Raw genomic sequence first — 15621 nt, 5'->3', positions numbered from 1 at the left:
TCCTTACTTTGCGCTGCAAAGTTACCTAACTTTGTGGCGCAAAGTCAAACGTGGGTTACCTCGTCCGATGGGCCGGCGTTGTCAGGGTCGGCGGCTCCAGAAGTCGTGCGGCGTTCGGCCAGGGTGAAAGCCACAGGATTCGACGAGAGCCGCAGCCTGCGCGAAGCCATGACCGACAAGTCCCGGCTCGTGCGCGTCACTACCGAAGGCGACGGCCTCGCCGCCTAGTTCGAACCACCAGCTCACGATCTCGCGCGGCAGCGGCACCTTCGTGTTGACCTCCAGGACCCGTCCACTGCCCGCAAGCGCGCGAAGCACCGTGCGGAACTCCTCCTCGAAGTCCGCCGCCGCGAACGGTTTGTCGGCGGGCCACGAGCGCAGACCGTAATCGATATGCGCGAGCACGGCGAAATCCGCCGTCGACTCGACGAGTTCGAGCACCTCCGCCAAATAGCCGCGTACGACATCCGCTGCCGGCCACATAGAGAGCACGCTTACCTCGTAATGGTGGCCACCCTCCGGCAGCGAGTGCACGGAGCCGAGCACGCGCTCGAAGTCATGGGCCGCCAGCAACGCGTCGGCACGGTCGCGGTGCCAATGTGGCTCGCTCATTTCCACGCCGGACAGGATCCGCAGTTCCGGGAACCGCTCCCGGCATTCCTGAATACCCGCGAAGTACCCTTCGACGTCGAGGTCTGGCGGTTCCAGCACACCGTCGGTCCGCAGCCGCACCCGGAAGTGCTCGGGCAGGTGCGGCCGGACAGGCTCGGGGATCAGCCACGGCGTGAGATCGGCGTGCTCGGTAAACGCCAACGACGGCAGGCCGATCTCGATCGCCCGTTGACAAGAGTCGATCATCGAGCCGGTGACGGTGTCCCATGACCATTCGGTATGAACATGGCCATCCTGCGGCAGGCTCACCACAGCACTACCGATCCACACCTGCCGCACCTTCGCCGGCTGGCTGTGCAGCACTTCACCAACGCGCGCACGCCTGTCCCATCGGGGTTCACGAATGCGCAATATAGTGCTTGACCGGATCGGCCAGCGTCGTCTACGACTGCGACTGCGACACGATCCACGGATCTACACCGCCACCACGTCGGCGACCACGCAGGCAATATTGTCGGGCCCTCCGTGGGCGTACGCGAGTTCGATCAACTGCTGCACGGTGTGCTCGGGATCCGCTGCCGTATTGAGGGTTGAGTACAGTGCCGCGCGATTGACGACGGCGGACAGTCCGTCGGAGCACAACAGATAGCGGTCGCCGGCCAGGGCGGTCCGCAGTGCCAGATCCGCCTCGATCTGGGGGCCGCCCGCGCCGAGAGCCCGCACCAACAGGGTGCGCTGCTTGTGTGAGGCAGCCTCGTCACAGCTGAGCTTGCCCTGGCCGACAAGGGACTGCACGTAGGTGTGGTCTTGAGTCAGCTGGAACAATTCGCCGCCACGGAGCAGATATGCCCGCGTGTCACCGATGTGCACCAAGGCCAGTTGCGCACCGGAACGCAGTATCGCGGTCAACGTGCTGATCGGCCGGTGGTCATCGGTCGCTGCCCTGCGCACGCGGCGATCGGCCTCGGCGACGGCATCTCGGAGCACCGTAAGCAGTTCGGCAGCCGGCAGGTCGGCCAGTTCCAACGGTTTGAGGGCATCGATGGTGGCTGCGCTGGCCTCGGCACCGCCCGGTCCTCGCATACCATCGGCGACGGCCAGAAGTCGGCTACTGGCGTACACGGCGTCCTCGTTGGTTTCGCGCACCGTCCCGGCGTCGCAGCCGACGGCGTAGCGAAAATCAATCGTCTCCAACATGGTGGATCCCTTTCCGGACATTTGGTCGACGAGGAAGGTGGCCAGTCGCCCGCGAGCCGCTGTTTCGGCCGTGACCTTCCGCCAGTAGGAGCTGATCAGCTCCGCCGCCACGACAGGCTCCGAATGGCACACGGTGGCGATTTCGGCCAACGGCATGCCGATGCGGCGTAGTTGAGCAATCAGCCGGGCCTGTCCCAACTGGTCCGGGTCGTAGAGCCGATATCCGGAATCGGGATCGATCGCAGCCGGCGGCAACAGTCCCAGCTCGTCGTACAGGCGCAGTGCCTTTGGTGTCAGCCCGGCAGCCTGAGCGAACGCCCCGATGGTCAACAACCCCACGTCGACATCCTCCTCGTGCCGGTCACGGTGACCGGCACGACCTAGACTGGGGCTTCCCCAAAGGTCAAAGTCAAGACGGTTGAATACCCGCCTTTGCCCGTAGGGCGACAAGACCGACCACAATAGACAGTCAGTGAGAACCCACTGAAATCATGGAGGTCCGGCCCGGAGCCCGATCCAGATCGCTGAATCAATCCGACTGCGCTGCCTGCGCCACGGCGTCGTCCGCGAACGTGGGCTTGGCGTAGCGTTCGATCAGATCCACCAGGACACCCGCACCATCGTCGGCGAGATGTCCTCCACCACCGCGCACACTTTGTAAGTCAGCACGACCCCGTTGACCCGGCATATGGAGGGACTGTCGTTCCCCTGGGAACTGAAGCCCCGAGAGGAGAGGTAATCGCGCATCCGCTCCGGGGCGCGGTCTCCGGTCGCGTCCAACTGCCGTGAAAAGCCGCCGGAGCCGCCCTCCCTCTCGCCCTCGACGACCCGCAGCCCCGACGGGCCGGGCCACACTCCTTCGTTACCGGTGTCACCTTCCGAATACCAGACCGCGGTGTAACCGCCCAGGGCCAGCCCTGCGACAGCGAACGCGCAGAACCCTATGGCGGGCAAGCCACGTGACCGCTCACCCCGTATGCCGACCAGACAGATGACCGCGGTGAGGATCGGCAGGAACAGGCAGCCATCGAAGACCGACGGCACCCACTGTCCGGACAACCCCAGGTCACGCGGCAGCAGGATCCATGCCGCCAACGCCAGCAGGATCGCGCCGACGACCAACCCGGTCCGGTCCGAACGTGCCAGGCCACAGCACCAGGTCAGCACCGGGATGACGGTGAACACTGCGACAAGTGGCTCGTACCAGGCGAAAGCGGCCATCACCAGCGTCGCCGCGATCAACGCCAGACGCCACCAGTTCTCCCTCAGACGCCCGCACAACGGCGCAACCGTCGAGTCATCAACCCCAGCATCGGACATCCGTCCATCCTGCCGGTGGCATCGTGAAGATCACGTGACCAGCAAACGATCCGGCCGAACTGGAGCGATGCCGAACTTCTCGATCACGAATCGCCAGAACAGGGGCACAGCCTCGGTGGAAGGACGGAGGATGCGGTCGTCGTGGCCGCTGATCGCACGGTGCTCGATCAGCACCGCGTCACCGGTTCGCCCCCAGCCGGGGGACACGATCACGTGCTGGATCGGCGGCTTGTCCGGAATCGGCAAGGGCGTCACCACAAGCCCGTTCAACGTCCAGACACCCGCGAGCCGCTCCCGGGCCTTGCAATCGCGGACACTGTCGATCACATCCACGAGGGCATGGATGCCCGGACAACCCTCGAAGTCGCGCGCCCTTCCGGCTACCTCGTCCCAGGCCATGGCACGAAAGGGTTCCGGCCACGCCCTCGAATTGATCCATCGCACCCGGCCAGTCTCGCAACTGCCAACTCCGGTCGGCGACAGGTTTTGACAGCTCAACGACACCGCATGGTGATCAGAAAGGCCAGCACCCCTGCCCCAGTTCACTCTCAACAAACCGGACGCTTCGGAACCAATGTCGTGAGAGTCGCTACTACCAGCATCCGGTGGCGAACCAAACCAACGCGGACGCGCTGGGAAGACGTGATACACGCCGCTGATCAAGGCCAAGGCGGAGAAGGCCGTAACGGCACCATGATCGAAAAAACCCCAGGTCTTCCGACCTGGGGTGGTGGTGCGCCATCAGGGACTCGAACCCCGAACCCGCTGATTAAGAGTCAGCTGCTCTGCCAGTTGAGCTAATGGCGCCGGATCTGGCCGCTTCAGGTCTCCCTGAGCGACGAAGCAAAGACTAGCACGCGTCCTCGAGACTGTTAGCAGGCGGGTCCCCGACCATGGTTCGCGCAGGTAGCGGAGTGACGCTGTCCGGGTCCCCACATAGGGTGAGGGCATGCCGAACCTGACCCGCGAATCCGTCGCGGCCTGGGATGCGAACGACCCGCTGGCGCCCTTCCGTGGCCGGTTCGCCATCGCCGACGAGAAGCTGCTGTATCTCGACGGTAATTCACTCGGCAGGCTGCCGGCGGCGACACCGGATTTCCTGGCCAAGGTCGTCACGGAAGAGTGGGGCGCCGGGCTCGTGCGTTCCTGGTCGTCCTGGGTCGATCTGGCCGGCCGGCTCGGCGACCTGCTGGGTACGAGGCTGTTGGGGGCGGCCGAAGGGGAGGTCGTGCTCTCCGACTCGACGACGGTCAACCTGTACAAGCTCGCCTCGGCCGCGCTGGCGGCGAGTGACTCCCGACGGCGCACCATCCTGTACGACGCCACCGACTTCCCGACCGACCGCTATGTGGTGCAAGGACTCGTCGCCGAACGCGGGCTGACTGCACGGAGCGTCGACCCGTCCGAACTGCCGGGCGCGCTCGGTGACGATGTCGCGCTCGTGGTGCTCTCCCTGGTGAACTACCGCACGGCGGAGCTGCACGACATGGCTCGAGTGAACACCATGGCGCGAGAGGCCGGAGCGAGGGTGCTGTGGGATCTCAGTCACGCCGCCGGTGCCGTCGACGTCCAACTCGCCGCGTCGGGCGCGGAACTCGCCGTCGGCTGCACGTACAAGCACCTCAACGCCGGACCGGGTGCGCCCGCCTTCCTCTACGTCCGGCGAGACCTCCAGTCCGCCTTGCGTCAGCCGATCTGGGGCTGGTTCGGGCAGCAGGACCAGTTTGCGATGGGCCCCGACTACGACCCGGTGGACGGTATCGAGCGGTTCCTGGTCGGTACGCCGCCGATCCTGTCCCTGGCCGCCGTCCAGCCCGCGCTGGAGATCTGCGCCGACGCGGGAATCGATGGGATCCGGCGGAAGAGCGTCCGGCAGTGCGAGCTGATCATCGAGCTTGCCGACCGCTGGCTGGCTCCGTATGGCATCTCCGTCGCCTCGCCCCGTGACCAGGAGCGGCGTGGCGGCCATGTGAGCCTGCGCGGGCCGGAAACGTGGCAGCTGAGCCAGGCGCTCGTCGAGGCCGGAGTGATCTGCGACTTCCGCACCCCCGATGTCCTCCGGGTCGCGCCCGCGCCGCTCTACACCCGCTTCACCGACGTCTTCGACGCCATGGAACGGCTGCGAACCATCCTGGAGCAGGGTGACCACCTGCGCTTCCCCGCCGAGCGGGGCCGGGTCACCTAAGGCCGCCCGACCCACTCGCCCGCCCAACCCAGAACTCGGATTCCTCACGCCGGAACTCACCCGCCTGAATCCGGAACTCACCCGCCCAACCCGGAACTCACCCCACCTGAGCCGGGAACTCGACCGCCTGAGTCCGGAACTCACCCGCCCCAACCGGGGACACGCCGGGCTCCGGTGTGTCCCCGGCTCAGGCGCCCGAGTTCCGGGTTCAAGCACCCGAGTTCCGGATTCAGGAGCCCGAGAACCGGGTTCAGGAGCCCGAAATCCGGATTCAGGCGTCCGAGAACCGGGTTCCCCGAGTTCCGGGTTCAGGAGCCCGAGAACCGGGTTCAGGAGCCCGAGAACCAGATTCAGGAGCCCGAAATCGGGGTTCAGGCGTCCGAGTTCCGGGTTCAGGCGTCCGAGTCCCGGGGTGGGGAGTCCGGGTCGGGGTCGCCGAAACCGCGGGCGGCGAGGGCCTCGCCAAGCTCGTCGGCGTGGCGCAGGGTGCGCACCAGGAACGGCACCACGAACGCCACCGGCGACCGCTGCATGCCGCGCGCCTTGGCCGCCTCGCGCACCTCGACGGCGATGGCGGTGAGCGCGGTGATGGCCCGGATGGTCAGCCCCACCAACAGCCCGAGCCGCGCCGAGCGGGTGACCCGCTCCACAGTGGACACCACGTCGTCGACGCGGGTGGTGAGGGTGAACAGGTTCGCCGCGGCCAGCGCGGCCACTATCCGCAGGCAGGTCAGCACCGCCTCGCCGGGCCCGAGCAGCCACCACTGCACGGCGAGCACGAGCACCACCAGCAGCCCCAGCGACCGCGCCAGCTGCCGGCATCGCCGCGGCGGAATGCGCGCCAGCGCGTAGCCGAGCAGCACGGCGAGGCAGATCCCGCCGAGCCACCACGGCGAGTGCAGCACGAACACCACGGCCGCGAGGACGAGCAGGGCGACGAACTTCCCGCCCGCCGGCAGCCGGTGCAGGAGGCTCGATCCAGGCTCGTACCAGCCCAGCGGGTTCATTCGGCGAGCTTCCGATAGAACCGGATGGCGGGCTCGGGCTCGTCGTCGGCGACCACCCGCCCCCGGTCGAGCACGATCACCCGGTCGAAGCCGCCGAGCAGGTCCAGATCGTGCGTGACGAGCACGACCTGCTGCGGCAGCCGCCCGAGCAGCTCGACGAACCGGCGCGTGTTGCGCAGGTCCAGCAGGGTCGTCGGCTCGTCGCAGACCAGCACGTCGGGCTCCAGCACCAGCATCGAGCACAGCGCCAGCAGTTGCTTCTGCCCGCCGGACAGTTGGTGCGCGGGATGGTCGGCGTAGCCGTCGAGCCCATGCTCGGCGAGCACCTCGGCGGCGCGCCGGGCGCGCTCCTTCGCGTTGAGACCGGTGCGGCGCAAGGAAAACGCGACGTCCTCACCGGCGGTGGGCATCACGATCTGGCTGTCGGGATTGGTGAACAGGAAACCGACCCGCTGCCGGACCTCGCGGCCGTTGCGGCTCGGATCGCGCCCGTCCACAAGTACCCGTCCGGCGGTGGGGAGCACCAGGCCGTTGATCGTCCTGGCGAGGGTGGACTTGCCGGAACCGTTGGCACCGACGAACGCGACCCGCCGCTGCGGCAGCGAGAGGTCCACATCGGACAGTACCGTCCGATCGCCGTAGTGGTGCCCCACCTGCTCGAACTCGATCACGCGACCGCCTCCCACAGTGTCGCCACACCCACGCCGCCGGCCGCGGACAGCGCGGCCAGCCCGCAGCCACCGGTGCCCACGAGCGAGCTGAACAATCGCACCACCAGCACCGCGCCGGAGGCGCCCCACGGGTGCCCGAGCGCAATGGCGCCGCCATCGGGGCTCACGACGTGCTCGTCGATGCCCACCGCGTCCAGGCACGCCAGCGTCTGACCCGCAAATGCCTCATTGAATTCGACCACGTCGGGTGTGCGGTCGAGGACTTTCCGCATCGCGGGGACCGCCCCCAGCCCCAAGCGGTTCGGGTCGAGCGCCGAGGTCGCCGAGGCCACGAGCCGCAGTCCCGGCAGCCCGAGCGTGCGCCGGACGTCCTCGCTGACCACCAGCACGACCGCCGCGCCGTCGTTGATTCCGCACGAGTTCGCCGCGGTGGTGGTGCCGTCCGGGGTGAAGGCCGGCGGGAACCGAGCCAGGCGGGCCGCGGTGAAGTTCTTGCGTGGCCGCTCGTCGTGATCGGTGCCGGCCAGCGGCACGAGTTCGGCGTCGAACCGGCCCTGGCGCTGGGCTTCCACGGCCCTGGCGTGGCTGCGCGCGGCGAAGGAGTCCTGGCGTTCCCGGGAAATGCCCGCTTCGGCCGCGACGAGATCGGCGGCCTCGCCCATCTCCGGGTCGCCGATGTCCTTCGGCGCGAACGGCGCCCGCGTGTACCAGGCCGGCGGCTCGGTACGCCAAGCACGGTAGGGCGCGGTGGAAGCGCTTTCCACGCCGCCGGCCAGGTACGCCTCACCCTCGCCCGCGCGGATCATCGTGGCCGCCATGACGATCGCGGCCAGCCCGCTCGCGCACTGCCGGTCGACGGTCACCCCAGGCACGGACTCCCCCAGTCCAGCGCGCAGCGCCGCCACGCGAGCCGGATTTCCCCCGGGTCCGAACACGTTTCCCAGCACTACATCGTCCACTGTGTCCAATCCGGCGCCGTCCAGCACGGCGCGCAGCACCGGCGCAGCCAGTTCGTCCACTGTGTACCGACGCAGTGCTCCACCCGCGTTGCCGATGGGTGTGCGCCGCGCCGCGACGACGACCGGTGTCCGGTTCACAGCGACCTGCGCAGCTTGCCCGACGCGGTACGGGGCAGGGCGTCCGTCATGACCCAGCGCCGCGGCCGTTTGCCCGGTTCGAGGCCGGAGCGCGCCGCCGCCCGGAGGTCACGCAGTTCGGGGGAACCCTCCACGATGGCCGTCACGACCGAGCCGAGGGTCGGATGCGGCGTGCCGGTGACCAGCACGTCCACCACCCCCTGAACCCGGCGCAGCACCGACTCGACCTCCTCGGCGGCGACCAGCTTGCCGCCGCAGGACACCATGGCGCCGGCCCGCCCGAGTACTTCCAGTGCACCCGTGTCGTCCACCCGGACCAAGTCGTCCACAGTGGACCATTCGGGTGCGGGGTCGAGCGCGCCTCGCCGGAGGTAACCGCGGAAGCTCAACGGTGAACGGACCCACAGCGCGCCTTCGCGGACGTCGATCTCGACGCCCGGCACCGTACGCAAGCCACCCTCGCCACGGCGGATGGCGATCAGCGAATGCTCGGCGGAGCCGTAGTACTCGATCAGTTCGGTGCGCGGGAGCAAGCGCGAGCACTGCGCACGCAGTTCCTCGCCGACGTGTGCGCCGCCGCACACGACGGTCCGCAGCACGCAGCTCTCTCTCAGGTCGGGCCGGCGTTCCAGCACGGCGAGCAGCCGCGCCAGCATCGCGGGAACCAGGTGCGCGGCGGTCACCTCCGCGCAGGCCGTCTCGGGCTCGAACCGGGGCCGCAGCCTCGGCTCCTGTCCGGCCCACAGCGCGTGCAGCGCGCCGAACAGGAACAGCGACGAGCTGAGCGGTCCGGGCACCAACACTGGGCCGGCATGCGGGAAGCGCCCGAGGGCGGCGAAACTGCGCGACCACGAGCCGCGCGTGCGGGTCAGCACCTTCGGCCGGCCGCTGCTGCCGGACGTGGTGGGCAGGTAGAAGTCGGTGTCCTCGTCGCCGGCTCGTGGCACGCTCTCCGCAGTGGGCCGGGGGCTGCCGGACACCACGACGTCCGGGCGCGCGTCGGCGAGCACCGCCTCGCGCTCACGCGGGGTCCATGAGGGTTCGATCACCAACGTCGCCGCACCGAGCAGGTCGGCGCCCAGAAACCAGGCGAGCACATCCGGGGCGTCGGCCGAGTCGATGGCGACCCGTGCCCCCTCGACCACCCCTCGCGCGGCGAGTTCACGGGCGGCACCATGAGCCCGCGCCAACATCGTGCCGTCGGCGATCACCTCGAGTCTTGCCCTTCCTCTCCGCCCGGGCCTCACCTCGCCCGGTTCACCGTCATTCCGCGTCGCACCACGACGACGATCAGCGAAGCGATGACCACCTTCGCCAGATCACCCGGTACGAACACCAGCGACTGTACGGCCGCCGCCCGCAGGTCACCGTTGTAGGCGGCGAGCCACGGGACGCCGACGGCGTAGTCGGCGAGCAGTCCGGCGAGGCAGGCCGGCAACAGCAGGACCAGCCGCGGCCGCTCCACCCGCGCCACGAGCAGGCCGACGACCAGGGCGGAGACGATCCAGCCGAACAGGAACCCGCCACTCGGGCCGAGGAAGGCGCCGACCCCGCCGCGACCGCCGGACAGCAACGGCAAACCGATCGCCGTCAACGCCAGGAACAGCACGACGGCCGCGGTACCCCGCCGCGCGCCGAGGATCCCGCCAGCGAGCAGCGGCCCGACGTTCTGCACCACGATCGGCACCCCGGAGCCGCCGATGTAGATGCCGGGGAAGAGGCCGAGCACCGCGATGAACGCCGCGAAGACGACGGTTCGGGCGATGTCGGCGGCAGGCAGGCCAGGGCGTGAAGGCACGTCGGAACGGTAACCCGCGGTTCTGGCTGTTCACAGTGCCATCGCTCACATCCGACGGCTAAGCAGGCGGAGTCAGATCATTTTTGTCATGAACACACTGTGCGGGTCCGGGCGATAGTCGGCGAAGGGTTCACAAGGCGCGAAGCCGAACTTCCCGTACAGTTTCCGAGCCGGCGCGAAGAAATCGGCGGCGCCGGTTTCCAGGCTCAACCGGACAATACCCATGGCCCTGGCCTCGGTAATGATGTGCGCCAGCAGAAGGGACCCGACGCCGGTCCGTTTGCGCGCCGGCGCGGTACGCATCGACTTCAGTTCGGCGTGCTCGGCGTCGAGCATCTTGATCGCACCACAGCCAACCGGCACGCCGCCATCCAGGACCGACCAGAACGTGACCTCCGGCTTACGGAGTTCGTCGAGATCGAGCGCGTGCACGCTTTCCGGCGGCGTGATCGCCCGCATCTCCTCGACATGGCTGCGAAGCAACTCGATGATCGCCCCACCGGACAGATCGTCTCGCACGATCTCCATTCGGTGAACCTCTGTCCGGTCATTCACGGGAGCACCGTCATCAGCAGGTAGCGGACCGGCTCGTCCCCGTGACAGCGAAACCGGGCGGGACCCCACAACCGGTACCGCAGACAGTCCCCCGGCCGAACCTCTCGCCGGCGACCGTCGATGGTCACCTCCAGCACACCGGCCAGGACCCAGATGTGATGTTCCAGTCCTGGAATCGGCGGTTCGTCATAGGACAGGTCGGCACCGGGCTGGAGAACGGCCTCGACCAGTTCGCCGCGCATCCCCGGATGCGGTGGGGACACCGACCGCCGAAGGAACCCGGCCGACTCGTCCCGCCACACCGCCTGCTGGTCAGCCGTGACCAACTGCGGCGGCTCGGGCTCCACCTCCGCCAGCAGTTGTGACATCGTCCGGCGGTACGCCGCGCACAGCCGGCTCAACACCGCCGTCGTCGGGCTGATCTCTCTGCGCTCCAACCGCGACAACGTCGAACGGCTGACACCGGAGTGCTGTGCCAGTTCGTCCAGCGACCACCCGTGCTCGGCCCGCAACTTCGCCAGCCGGGCAGCCAGGCGCGTCTCGAGCTCAACGACGTCCAGATTCGAGGTCTGACTCATATCCGAGAGGATATCCCATATCAGGGAAAATGGTCGTCAACACGTCGTTGTCAGCAGCGGACCGGGGCGCCGGTCAGGTCTGAGGCTGCTCGGTCAGCGGGAGCAGGACCTGGAACCGCGTGTTCCCCGGTTCGGACTCGACCCGCAGGTCGCCGCCGTGCCGGTCGACCACGATCCGCCACGAGATGTCCAGTCCGAGCCCAGTGCCCTCACCCACCGGTTTGGTGGTGAAGAACGGTTCGAAGATCCGTTGCCGGTTCTCGGCCGGGATACCCGGCCCGGTGTCGCCGATCTCGACCATGACATGGCCGTCTCCCGGTGCGGTTCGCACGGTCAGCGTGCCCCTGCCGTTCATCGCGCCGACCGCGTTGTCGATGAGGTTCGTCCACACCTGGTTCAGTTCGCCCGCATAAGCCGGCACGGCCGGCAACGATCGGTCGAAGTCACGCACGACGCTGATCTCCGAGCCGATCTTGCTGGCGAGCATGACCAGCGTGGAGTCGAGGCCGTCATGCACGTCGATCCACTGGTGCGGCGCCCGGTCCATCTGCGAATACTGCTTGGCCGCGCTCACCAGCGCGGTGATCCGGTTGGTGGAGTCCTCGATCTCCTGCATCAGCATCTCGGTCTCGAGCGCGTAGGCGATCCAGCGCACCGCGCCGTCGATGAACTCGTCGCCCACCCGGCCCAACACGTCTTCCAGGTCGTCGACGGTCAGGCCCGCGGAGACGAAGATCGGCGCCAGGTCCCAGCCCTGTGGGATGTCGTGGTCTTCGAGCCAGTCGGTGACCTCGTCCTCGCGATCGGACTGCTGCATCGCGGTCAGCGCCGGCGCCTTCCGGACGCTGCTGACCATGTGGTCCTGGATGTTGAGCAGCTGCACCAGCAGGTCCGGCTCGATCTCCTTCTTGGCGAGCACGGCCAGTTTCTGCCGCATCCCGCCGACCCGCTCGCGCAGCCCGGCGGTCGCCCGCACCGCCGCGGCGGCCGGATTGTTCAGCTCGTGCGTGAGCCCGGCGGAAAGCTCGCCGAGCGCGAGCAGGCGACGGCGCGAGCCGATCAGCGCGTCAGCGTTGCGAAATCCCAGGAACTGGCCTTCGAGCAGGTGCGTGGCCATCGGGAACCAGGTGCGGAACCGGTCCGCGAACTCCGCCGCGGGCAGGGTCAGGAAGGTCAGGTCGCTGAGGGTGTGCACCGACGCCGTGTACCGTTCCTGGTTCTGGCCGTAGAAGAACCGCGTCGCGCCGCAGTAGGCGCCCCGCTGGTCGCTGCGCGTCGTCTCCACCTCGGCGCCGCTGACCGTCTGGGTCATCCGCAATGCGCCGGAGAGCAGCACGTAGAAGCAGGTCGCCGGTTCGCCCTCGGTGATCACCGTGGTGCCCGCCGGGTAGTGCTCCACCTTGGCATGCGCCAGGATCCAGTCGAGCTGGTCGTCGTCGAGACTTTCGAACAGGAAGAGGCCGCGCAGGAACCCGCGCGAAAGCTCGGGCTCGATGTTGTTGTTCGCCCCGTTGTCACTCATTGGACCTCCAGTGCCTTGCGGGACACCCGCACCCGGTCGGTCCCAACGAGTGGGGCTCCGCCATTGTCACTCATTGGACCTCCAGTGCCTTGCGGGACACCCGCACCCGGTCGGTCCCAACGAGTGGGGCTCCGCCATTGTCACTCATTGGACCTCCAAGTAACGGTGCACGAGCGTCACGGCCATGGCTCCTTCCCCTACCGCGGAGGCGACGCGTTTCACCGACTGCGAACGCACGTCGCCGGCCACGAACACCCCGGGCACGGACGCCTCCAGGTGCAGCGGGTCGCGGTCGAGCGGCCAGCCGGGCGGACGTCCCCCGTCCACCAGCAGATCCACGCCGGTGCGGACGAATCCGTGGTCGTCGCGCACGATGCTGTCGCCGAGCCAGTCGGTGCGCGGGGCCGCGCCGATGAACACGAACAGGTGCCCGGCCAACACCGTCTCGGTCACGCCCTTTTCGCACAGGGTCAGCGCTTCGAGATGATCCTTACCGTGCGCGCGGACGACCGTGGTGTGCGTGCGCACGTGCACGTTCTCGATCGCGTCAAGCTGCTCGATGAGGTAGTGCGACATCGAACTTTGCAGATCGGGACCGCGCACCAGGAGTGTGACGTCCTTGGCGTGCCGGGAAAAGAACACCGCTGCCTGCCCGGCCGAGTTGGCCCCGCCGACGATGTAGACGTGCTCACCATCGCACGCCGCCGCCTCGGTGGAGGCGGAACCGTAGTAGATGCCGCGGCCGGTCAGCTCGGGCACGCCGTCGGCCTCCAGCGCGCGGTACGACACGCCGGTGGCGAGCACGACGGCATGCGCGGCGAGTTCGGTCCCGTCGCCGAACTTCACGACCCGCGCCGAACCGCGCACCTCGAGCCCGACGACGTCGCGGGTGGTGAGCACCTCGGCGCCGAACTTCTGCGCCTGGCGCCGGGCCCGGTCGGTCAGCTGCGCGCCGGAAACCCCGTCGGGGAAGCCGAGATAGTTCTCGATCCGCGAGCTCTGGCCGGCCTGACCGCCGGTCGCCTTCCGCTCGACGAGCACCGTGCGCAGGCCCTCGGAGGCGGCATAGACGGCGGCACCCAGGCCGGCCGGCCCACCGCCGACGACGATCACGTCGTAGAAGGACTCCGCGGGGCGCGTGGACAGGCCGACCGCGTCGGCGATCTCCGCGCCGTCCGGCTTCCGGAGCACCGCGCCCTCGGGCGTGATGAGCACGGGGATCTCGTCACTGGTGGCGTCCGCGGCGTCCAGCAGCCGGCCGGCTTCCGGCTCGTCGACCGAATACCAGCGGTAGGGCACGGAGTTGCGGGCCAGGAAGTCGCGGACCCGGTAGGACGGCGCGGACCAGCGATGCCCGATCACCTTGGTCTGCTCGACCGCGCTCCGTGGCGCGGTGCGCCACGCCTCGACCAGCTGGTCGATGACCGGGTAGAGCTTCTCGTCCGGCGGGTCCCACGGTTTGAGCAGGTAGTGGTCGACGTCCACCACGTTGATCGCCTGGATGGCGGCGTCGGTGTCGGCATAGGCGGTCAGCAGCGCGCGGCGCGCGTCGGGGAAGAGGTCCATGGCCTGTTCCAGGAACTCGATGCCGTCCATCTGCGGCATCCGGTAGTCGGCGAGGATCGCCGCGACGGCCTCGCCCCGCAGCTTGATCTCACGCAGCGCGTCGAGGGCATCCGCGCCGGAGCCGGCACGCACGACGCGGTACTCCTGGCCGTAGCGGCGGCGAAGGTCACGGGCGACCGACCGCGAGACGGCGGGATCGTCGTCAACGGTCAGCAGAATCGGCAGGCTCACAAGTGAACCCTACGTCCAGAGGACGTTAGAATCCCGGGTACCGAGGCCATGCACACGCTTGAGTGTGGCTGACTCAACTTTGGGAACAAAACCAGGCTCAAGTTCGTAGTACACGGCGAAGGGTCCAACTTCGAGATTTCTCCATAGGAGGTGTGCAGCCATGGCACTGCCCGCCGTGCGCTCATCCAACGCCCAGCTGTTTCGCTGGGACCCGTTCCGTGATTTCGACGCCCTCTTCGACCAGCTCAACCGGTGGACCAACGCGGCGACCTGGTCGCCGCTGGCCGACGTCTCGGAAACCGATGACTCCTACGTCATCGAACTCGACCTGCCGGGAGTCGGCCGGAACGACGTCACCATCGACCTGACCGGCACCCAGCTCGCCATCACCGGCGAGATCAGGGAGCGGGAGCGCAAGGGCGTGCTGCACCGCCGCACCCGCCGCACCGGCCAGTTCGCCTACCGCGTCACGCTCCCGCGCGGCGTCGACGGCGAGAAGGTCGACGCGTCGCTGTCCGACGGGGTGCTGACCGTCCGCGTGCCCAAGAGCGAGTCCGCCAAGCCGCGCCGGATCGCCATTTCGTAACCCACCTTGGGGCGGCAGGTACCAGCCGGCACCTGCCGCCCTGCGCGTCCGCTGGCCAGCGGCCGGGCTGGGCCGGTGCGCGAAGCGACCTCAGATGTGCTGCATGACCATTACGCAGGTCGTGCCGGGTTCGAGCGCCTGGCAGATATGAGGCACATCGCCCGGGTAGACGAGGTAGTCGCCGGGGCCCAGTTCCACGGCCTCGTCTTCGGGCCCGGCCAGCACGCGTCCCGTGCCGACCACTATGTGCTCGACGGTCCCCGGCATGTGCGGATCGGACTCGCGCGCGGGCCCTGGCTCCACCTGAAGAAAGTAGATGTCCCTCCGCACGTTGGGCGGGCTGGCGGAGAGCACGGTCGCGACGTAGTTCGCCCGTTCCGAGGGCACCCCCGCCCCCTCCCCGGCCCGGACCACCTGAACGGCGGGCCGGGGTGGGTCGACCAGCACGCTGAACGGCACGCCGAGCGCCACCCCGAGCGCCCACAGGGTCTCCACGCTGGGATTACCGGTGGCCGATTCCAGTTGGGACAGCGTGGATTTCGCGATCCCCGCACGCTTGGCCAGCTCGGAGAGGGAGAGCCCGGCACGTGTCCGCTCTCGGCGCAGGGATACCGCGATGCGGTCCAGCGGAGATCGAGCATCGGTCATGTTCGCTCCAGAAGTACAAACGTTCGCCTTGACGAACACTAGGGTCTC

16 protein-coding genes and 1 tRNA gene are annotated in these 15621 nt (G+C 68.3%); 2 read left to right on the top strand and 15 right to left on the bottom strand.

Annotated elements, in window-relative coordinates; translation table 11 throughout:
• Positions 1 to 81: 81 nt before the first annotated feature.
• The 5 genes from A3CU_RS0113225 to A3CU_RS0113205 form a co-directional block, all read right to left on the bottom strand.
• A complete protein-coding gene (locus tag A3CU_RS0113225; RefSeq protein WP_245617046.1) occupies positions 82 to 942 on the bottom strand; it encodes a PHP domain-containing protein in 861 nt (286 codons plus the stop codon).
• 144 nt (positions 943 to 1086) lie between these two features.
• Positions 1087 to 2148: a MerR family transcriptional regulator gene (locus A3CU_RS0113220; protein ID WP_027942693.1), complete on the bottom strand. Its 1062-nt coding sequence runs from the start codon at positions 2146 to 2148 to the stop codon at positions 1087 to 1089.
• 255 nt (positions 2149 to 2403) lie between these two features.
• Positions 2404 to 3129: a hypothetical protein gene (locus A3CU_RS0113215; protein ID WP_063628821.1), complete on the bottom strand. Its 726-nt coding sequence runs from the start codon at positions 3127 to 3129 to the stop codon at positions 2404 to 2406.
• A 30-nt stretch (positions 3130 to 3159) separates the two neighbouring features.
• Positions 3160 to 3528, bottom strand: a complete 369-nt coding sequence (locus tag A3CU_RS44655) for a hypothetical protein (protein WP_052371686.1) — start codon at positions 3526 to 3528, stop codon at positions 3160 to 3162.
• A 332-nt stretch (positions 3529 to 3860) separates the two neighbouring features.
• Positions 3861 to 3936, bottom strand: a tRNA-Lys gene (locus A3CU_RS0113205).
• 142 nt (positions 3937 to 4078) lie between these two features.
• On the opposite strand from A3CU_RS0113205, the gene kynU reads away from it, so the two are divergent.
• A complete protein-coding gene (kynU, locus tag A3CU_RS0113200; RefSeq protein WP_027942691.1) occupies positions 4079 to 5314 on the top strand; it encodes a kynureninase in 1236 nt (411 codons plus the stop codon).
• Between the two features lie 392 nt (positions 5315 to 5706).
• On the opposite strand, the gene A3CU_RS44650 is transcribed toward kynU, so the two are convergent.
• The 9 genes from A3CU_RS44650 to A3CU_RS0113155 form a co-directional block, all read right to left on the bottom strand.
• The gene (locus A3CU_RS44650; RefSeq protein ID WP_043840998.1) at positions 5707 to 6321 is read right to left on the bottom strand and encodes an energy-coupling factor transporter transmembrane component T family protein; all 615 of its coding nucleotides are present in this window, start codon (positions 6319 to 6321) and stop codon (positions 5707 to 5709) included.
• A complete protein-coding gene (locus tag A3CU_RS0113190) occupies positions 6318 to 6992 on the bottom strand; it encodes an energy-coupling factor ABC transporter ATP-binding protein (protein ID WP_027942690.1) in 675 nt (224 codons plus the stop codon). Before A3CU_RS0113190 ends, A3CU_RS44650 begins: the two co-directional genes overlap by 4 nt.
• Positions 6989 to 8089, bottom strand: coding sequence for a thiolase family protein (locus A3CU_RS0113185; RefSeq protein ID WP_027942689.1), 1101 nt, complete (start codon positions 8087 to 8089; stop codon positions 6989 to 6991). The genes A3CU_RS0113190 and A3CU_RS0113185 overlap by 4 nt, the downstream gene beginning before the upstream one ends.
• A complete protein-coding gene (locus A3CU_RS44645) occupies positions 8086 to 9300 on the bottom strand; it encodes an AMP-binding protein (protein ID WP_245617045.1) in 1215 nt (404 codons plus the stop codon). Before A3CU_RS44645 ends, A3CU_RS0113185 begins: the two co-directional genes overlap by 4 nt.
• A gap of 32 nt (positions 9301 to 9332) precedes the next feature.
• Positions 9333 to 9887, bottom strand: a complete 555-nt coding sequence (locus A3CU_RS0113175; RefSeq protein WP_027942688.1) for a biotin transporter BioY — start codon at positions 9885 to 9887, stop codon at positions 9333 to 9335.
• Positions 9888 to 9959: 72 nt separating this feature from the next.
• Positions 9960 to 10415 (bottom strand): GNAT family N-acetyltransferase, encoded by a 456-nt coding sequence (locus A3CU_RS0113170; protein ID WP_027942687.1) that lies wholly within the window; start codon positions 10413 to 10415, stop codon positions 9960 to 9962.
• 23 nt (positions 10416 to 10438) lie between these two features.
• On the bottom strand, positions 10439 to 11020 hold the full coding sequence (locus tag A3CU_RS0113165) for a helix-turn-helix domain-containing protein (RefSeq protein WP_027942686.1): 582 nt from the start codon (positions 11018 to 11020) through the stop codon (positions 10439 to 10441).
• A gap of 73 nt (positions 11021 to 11093) precedes the next feature.
• The gene (locus tag A3CU_RS0113160; RefSeq protein ID WP_052371685.1) at positions 11094 to 12542 is read right to left on the bottom strand and encodes an ATP-binding protein; all 1449 of its coding nucleotides are present in this window, start codon (positions 12540 to 12542) and stop codon (positions 11094 to 11096) included.
• Positions 12543 to 12686: 144 nt separating this feature from the next.
• Positions 12687 to 14339 (bottom strand): NAD(P)/FAD-dependent oxidoreductase, encoded by a 1653-nt coding sequence (locus tag A3CU_RS0113155; protein WP_027942684.1) that lies wholly within the window; start codon positions 14337 to 14339, stop codon positions 12687 to 12689.
• 160 nt (positions 14340 to 14499) lie between these two features.
• Here A3CU_RS0113155 and A3CU_RS0113150 point away from each other — a divergent pair, with 160 nt between their 5' ends.
• The gene (locus tag A3CU_RS0113150; RefSeq protein WP_027942683.1) at positions 14500 to 14925 is read left to right on the top strand and encodes an Hsp20/alpha crystallin family protein; all 426 of its coding nucleotides are present in this window, start codon (positions 14500 to 14502) and stop codon (positions 14923 to 14925) included.
• A gap of 90 nt (positions 14926 to 15015) precedes the next feature.
• On the opposite strand, the gene A3CU_RS0113145 is transcribed toward A3CU_RS0113150, so the two are convergent.
• Positions 15016 to 15573: a helix-turn-helix domain-containing protein gene (locus tag A3CU_RS0113145; protein ID WP_027942682.1), complete on the bottom strand. Its 558-nt coding sequence runs from the start codon at positions 15571 to 15573 to the stop codon at positions 15016 to 15018.
• Positions 15574 to 15621: the final 48 nt, after the last annotated feature.

The sequence above is a fragment of the Amycolatopsis taiwanensis DSM 45107 genome (assembly GCF_000519205.1).
In the GTDB taxonomy this organism is placed as follows: Bacteria; Actinomycetota; Actinomycetes; order Mycobacteriales; family Pseudonocardiaceae; genus Amycolatopsis_E; species Amycolatopsis_E taiwanensis.
This window is presented reverse-complemented; position numbering and strand designations above follow the sequence as displayed.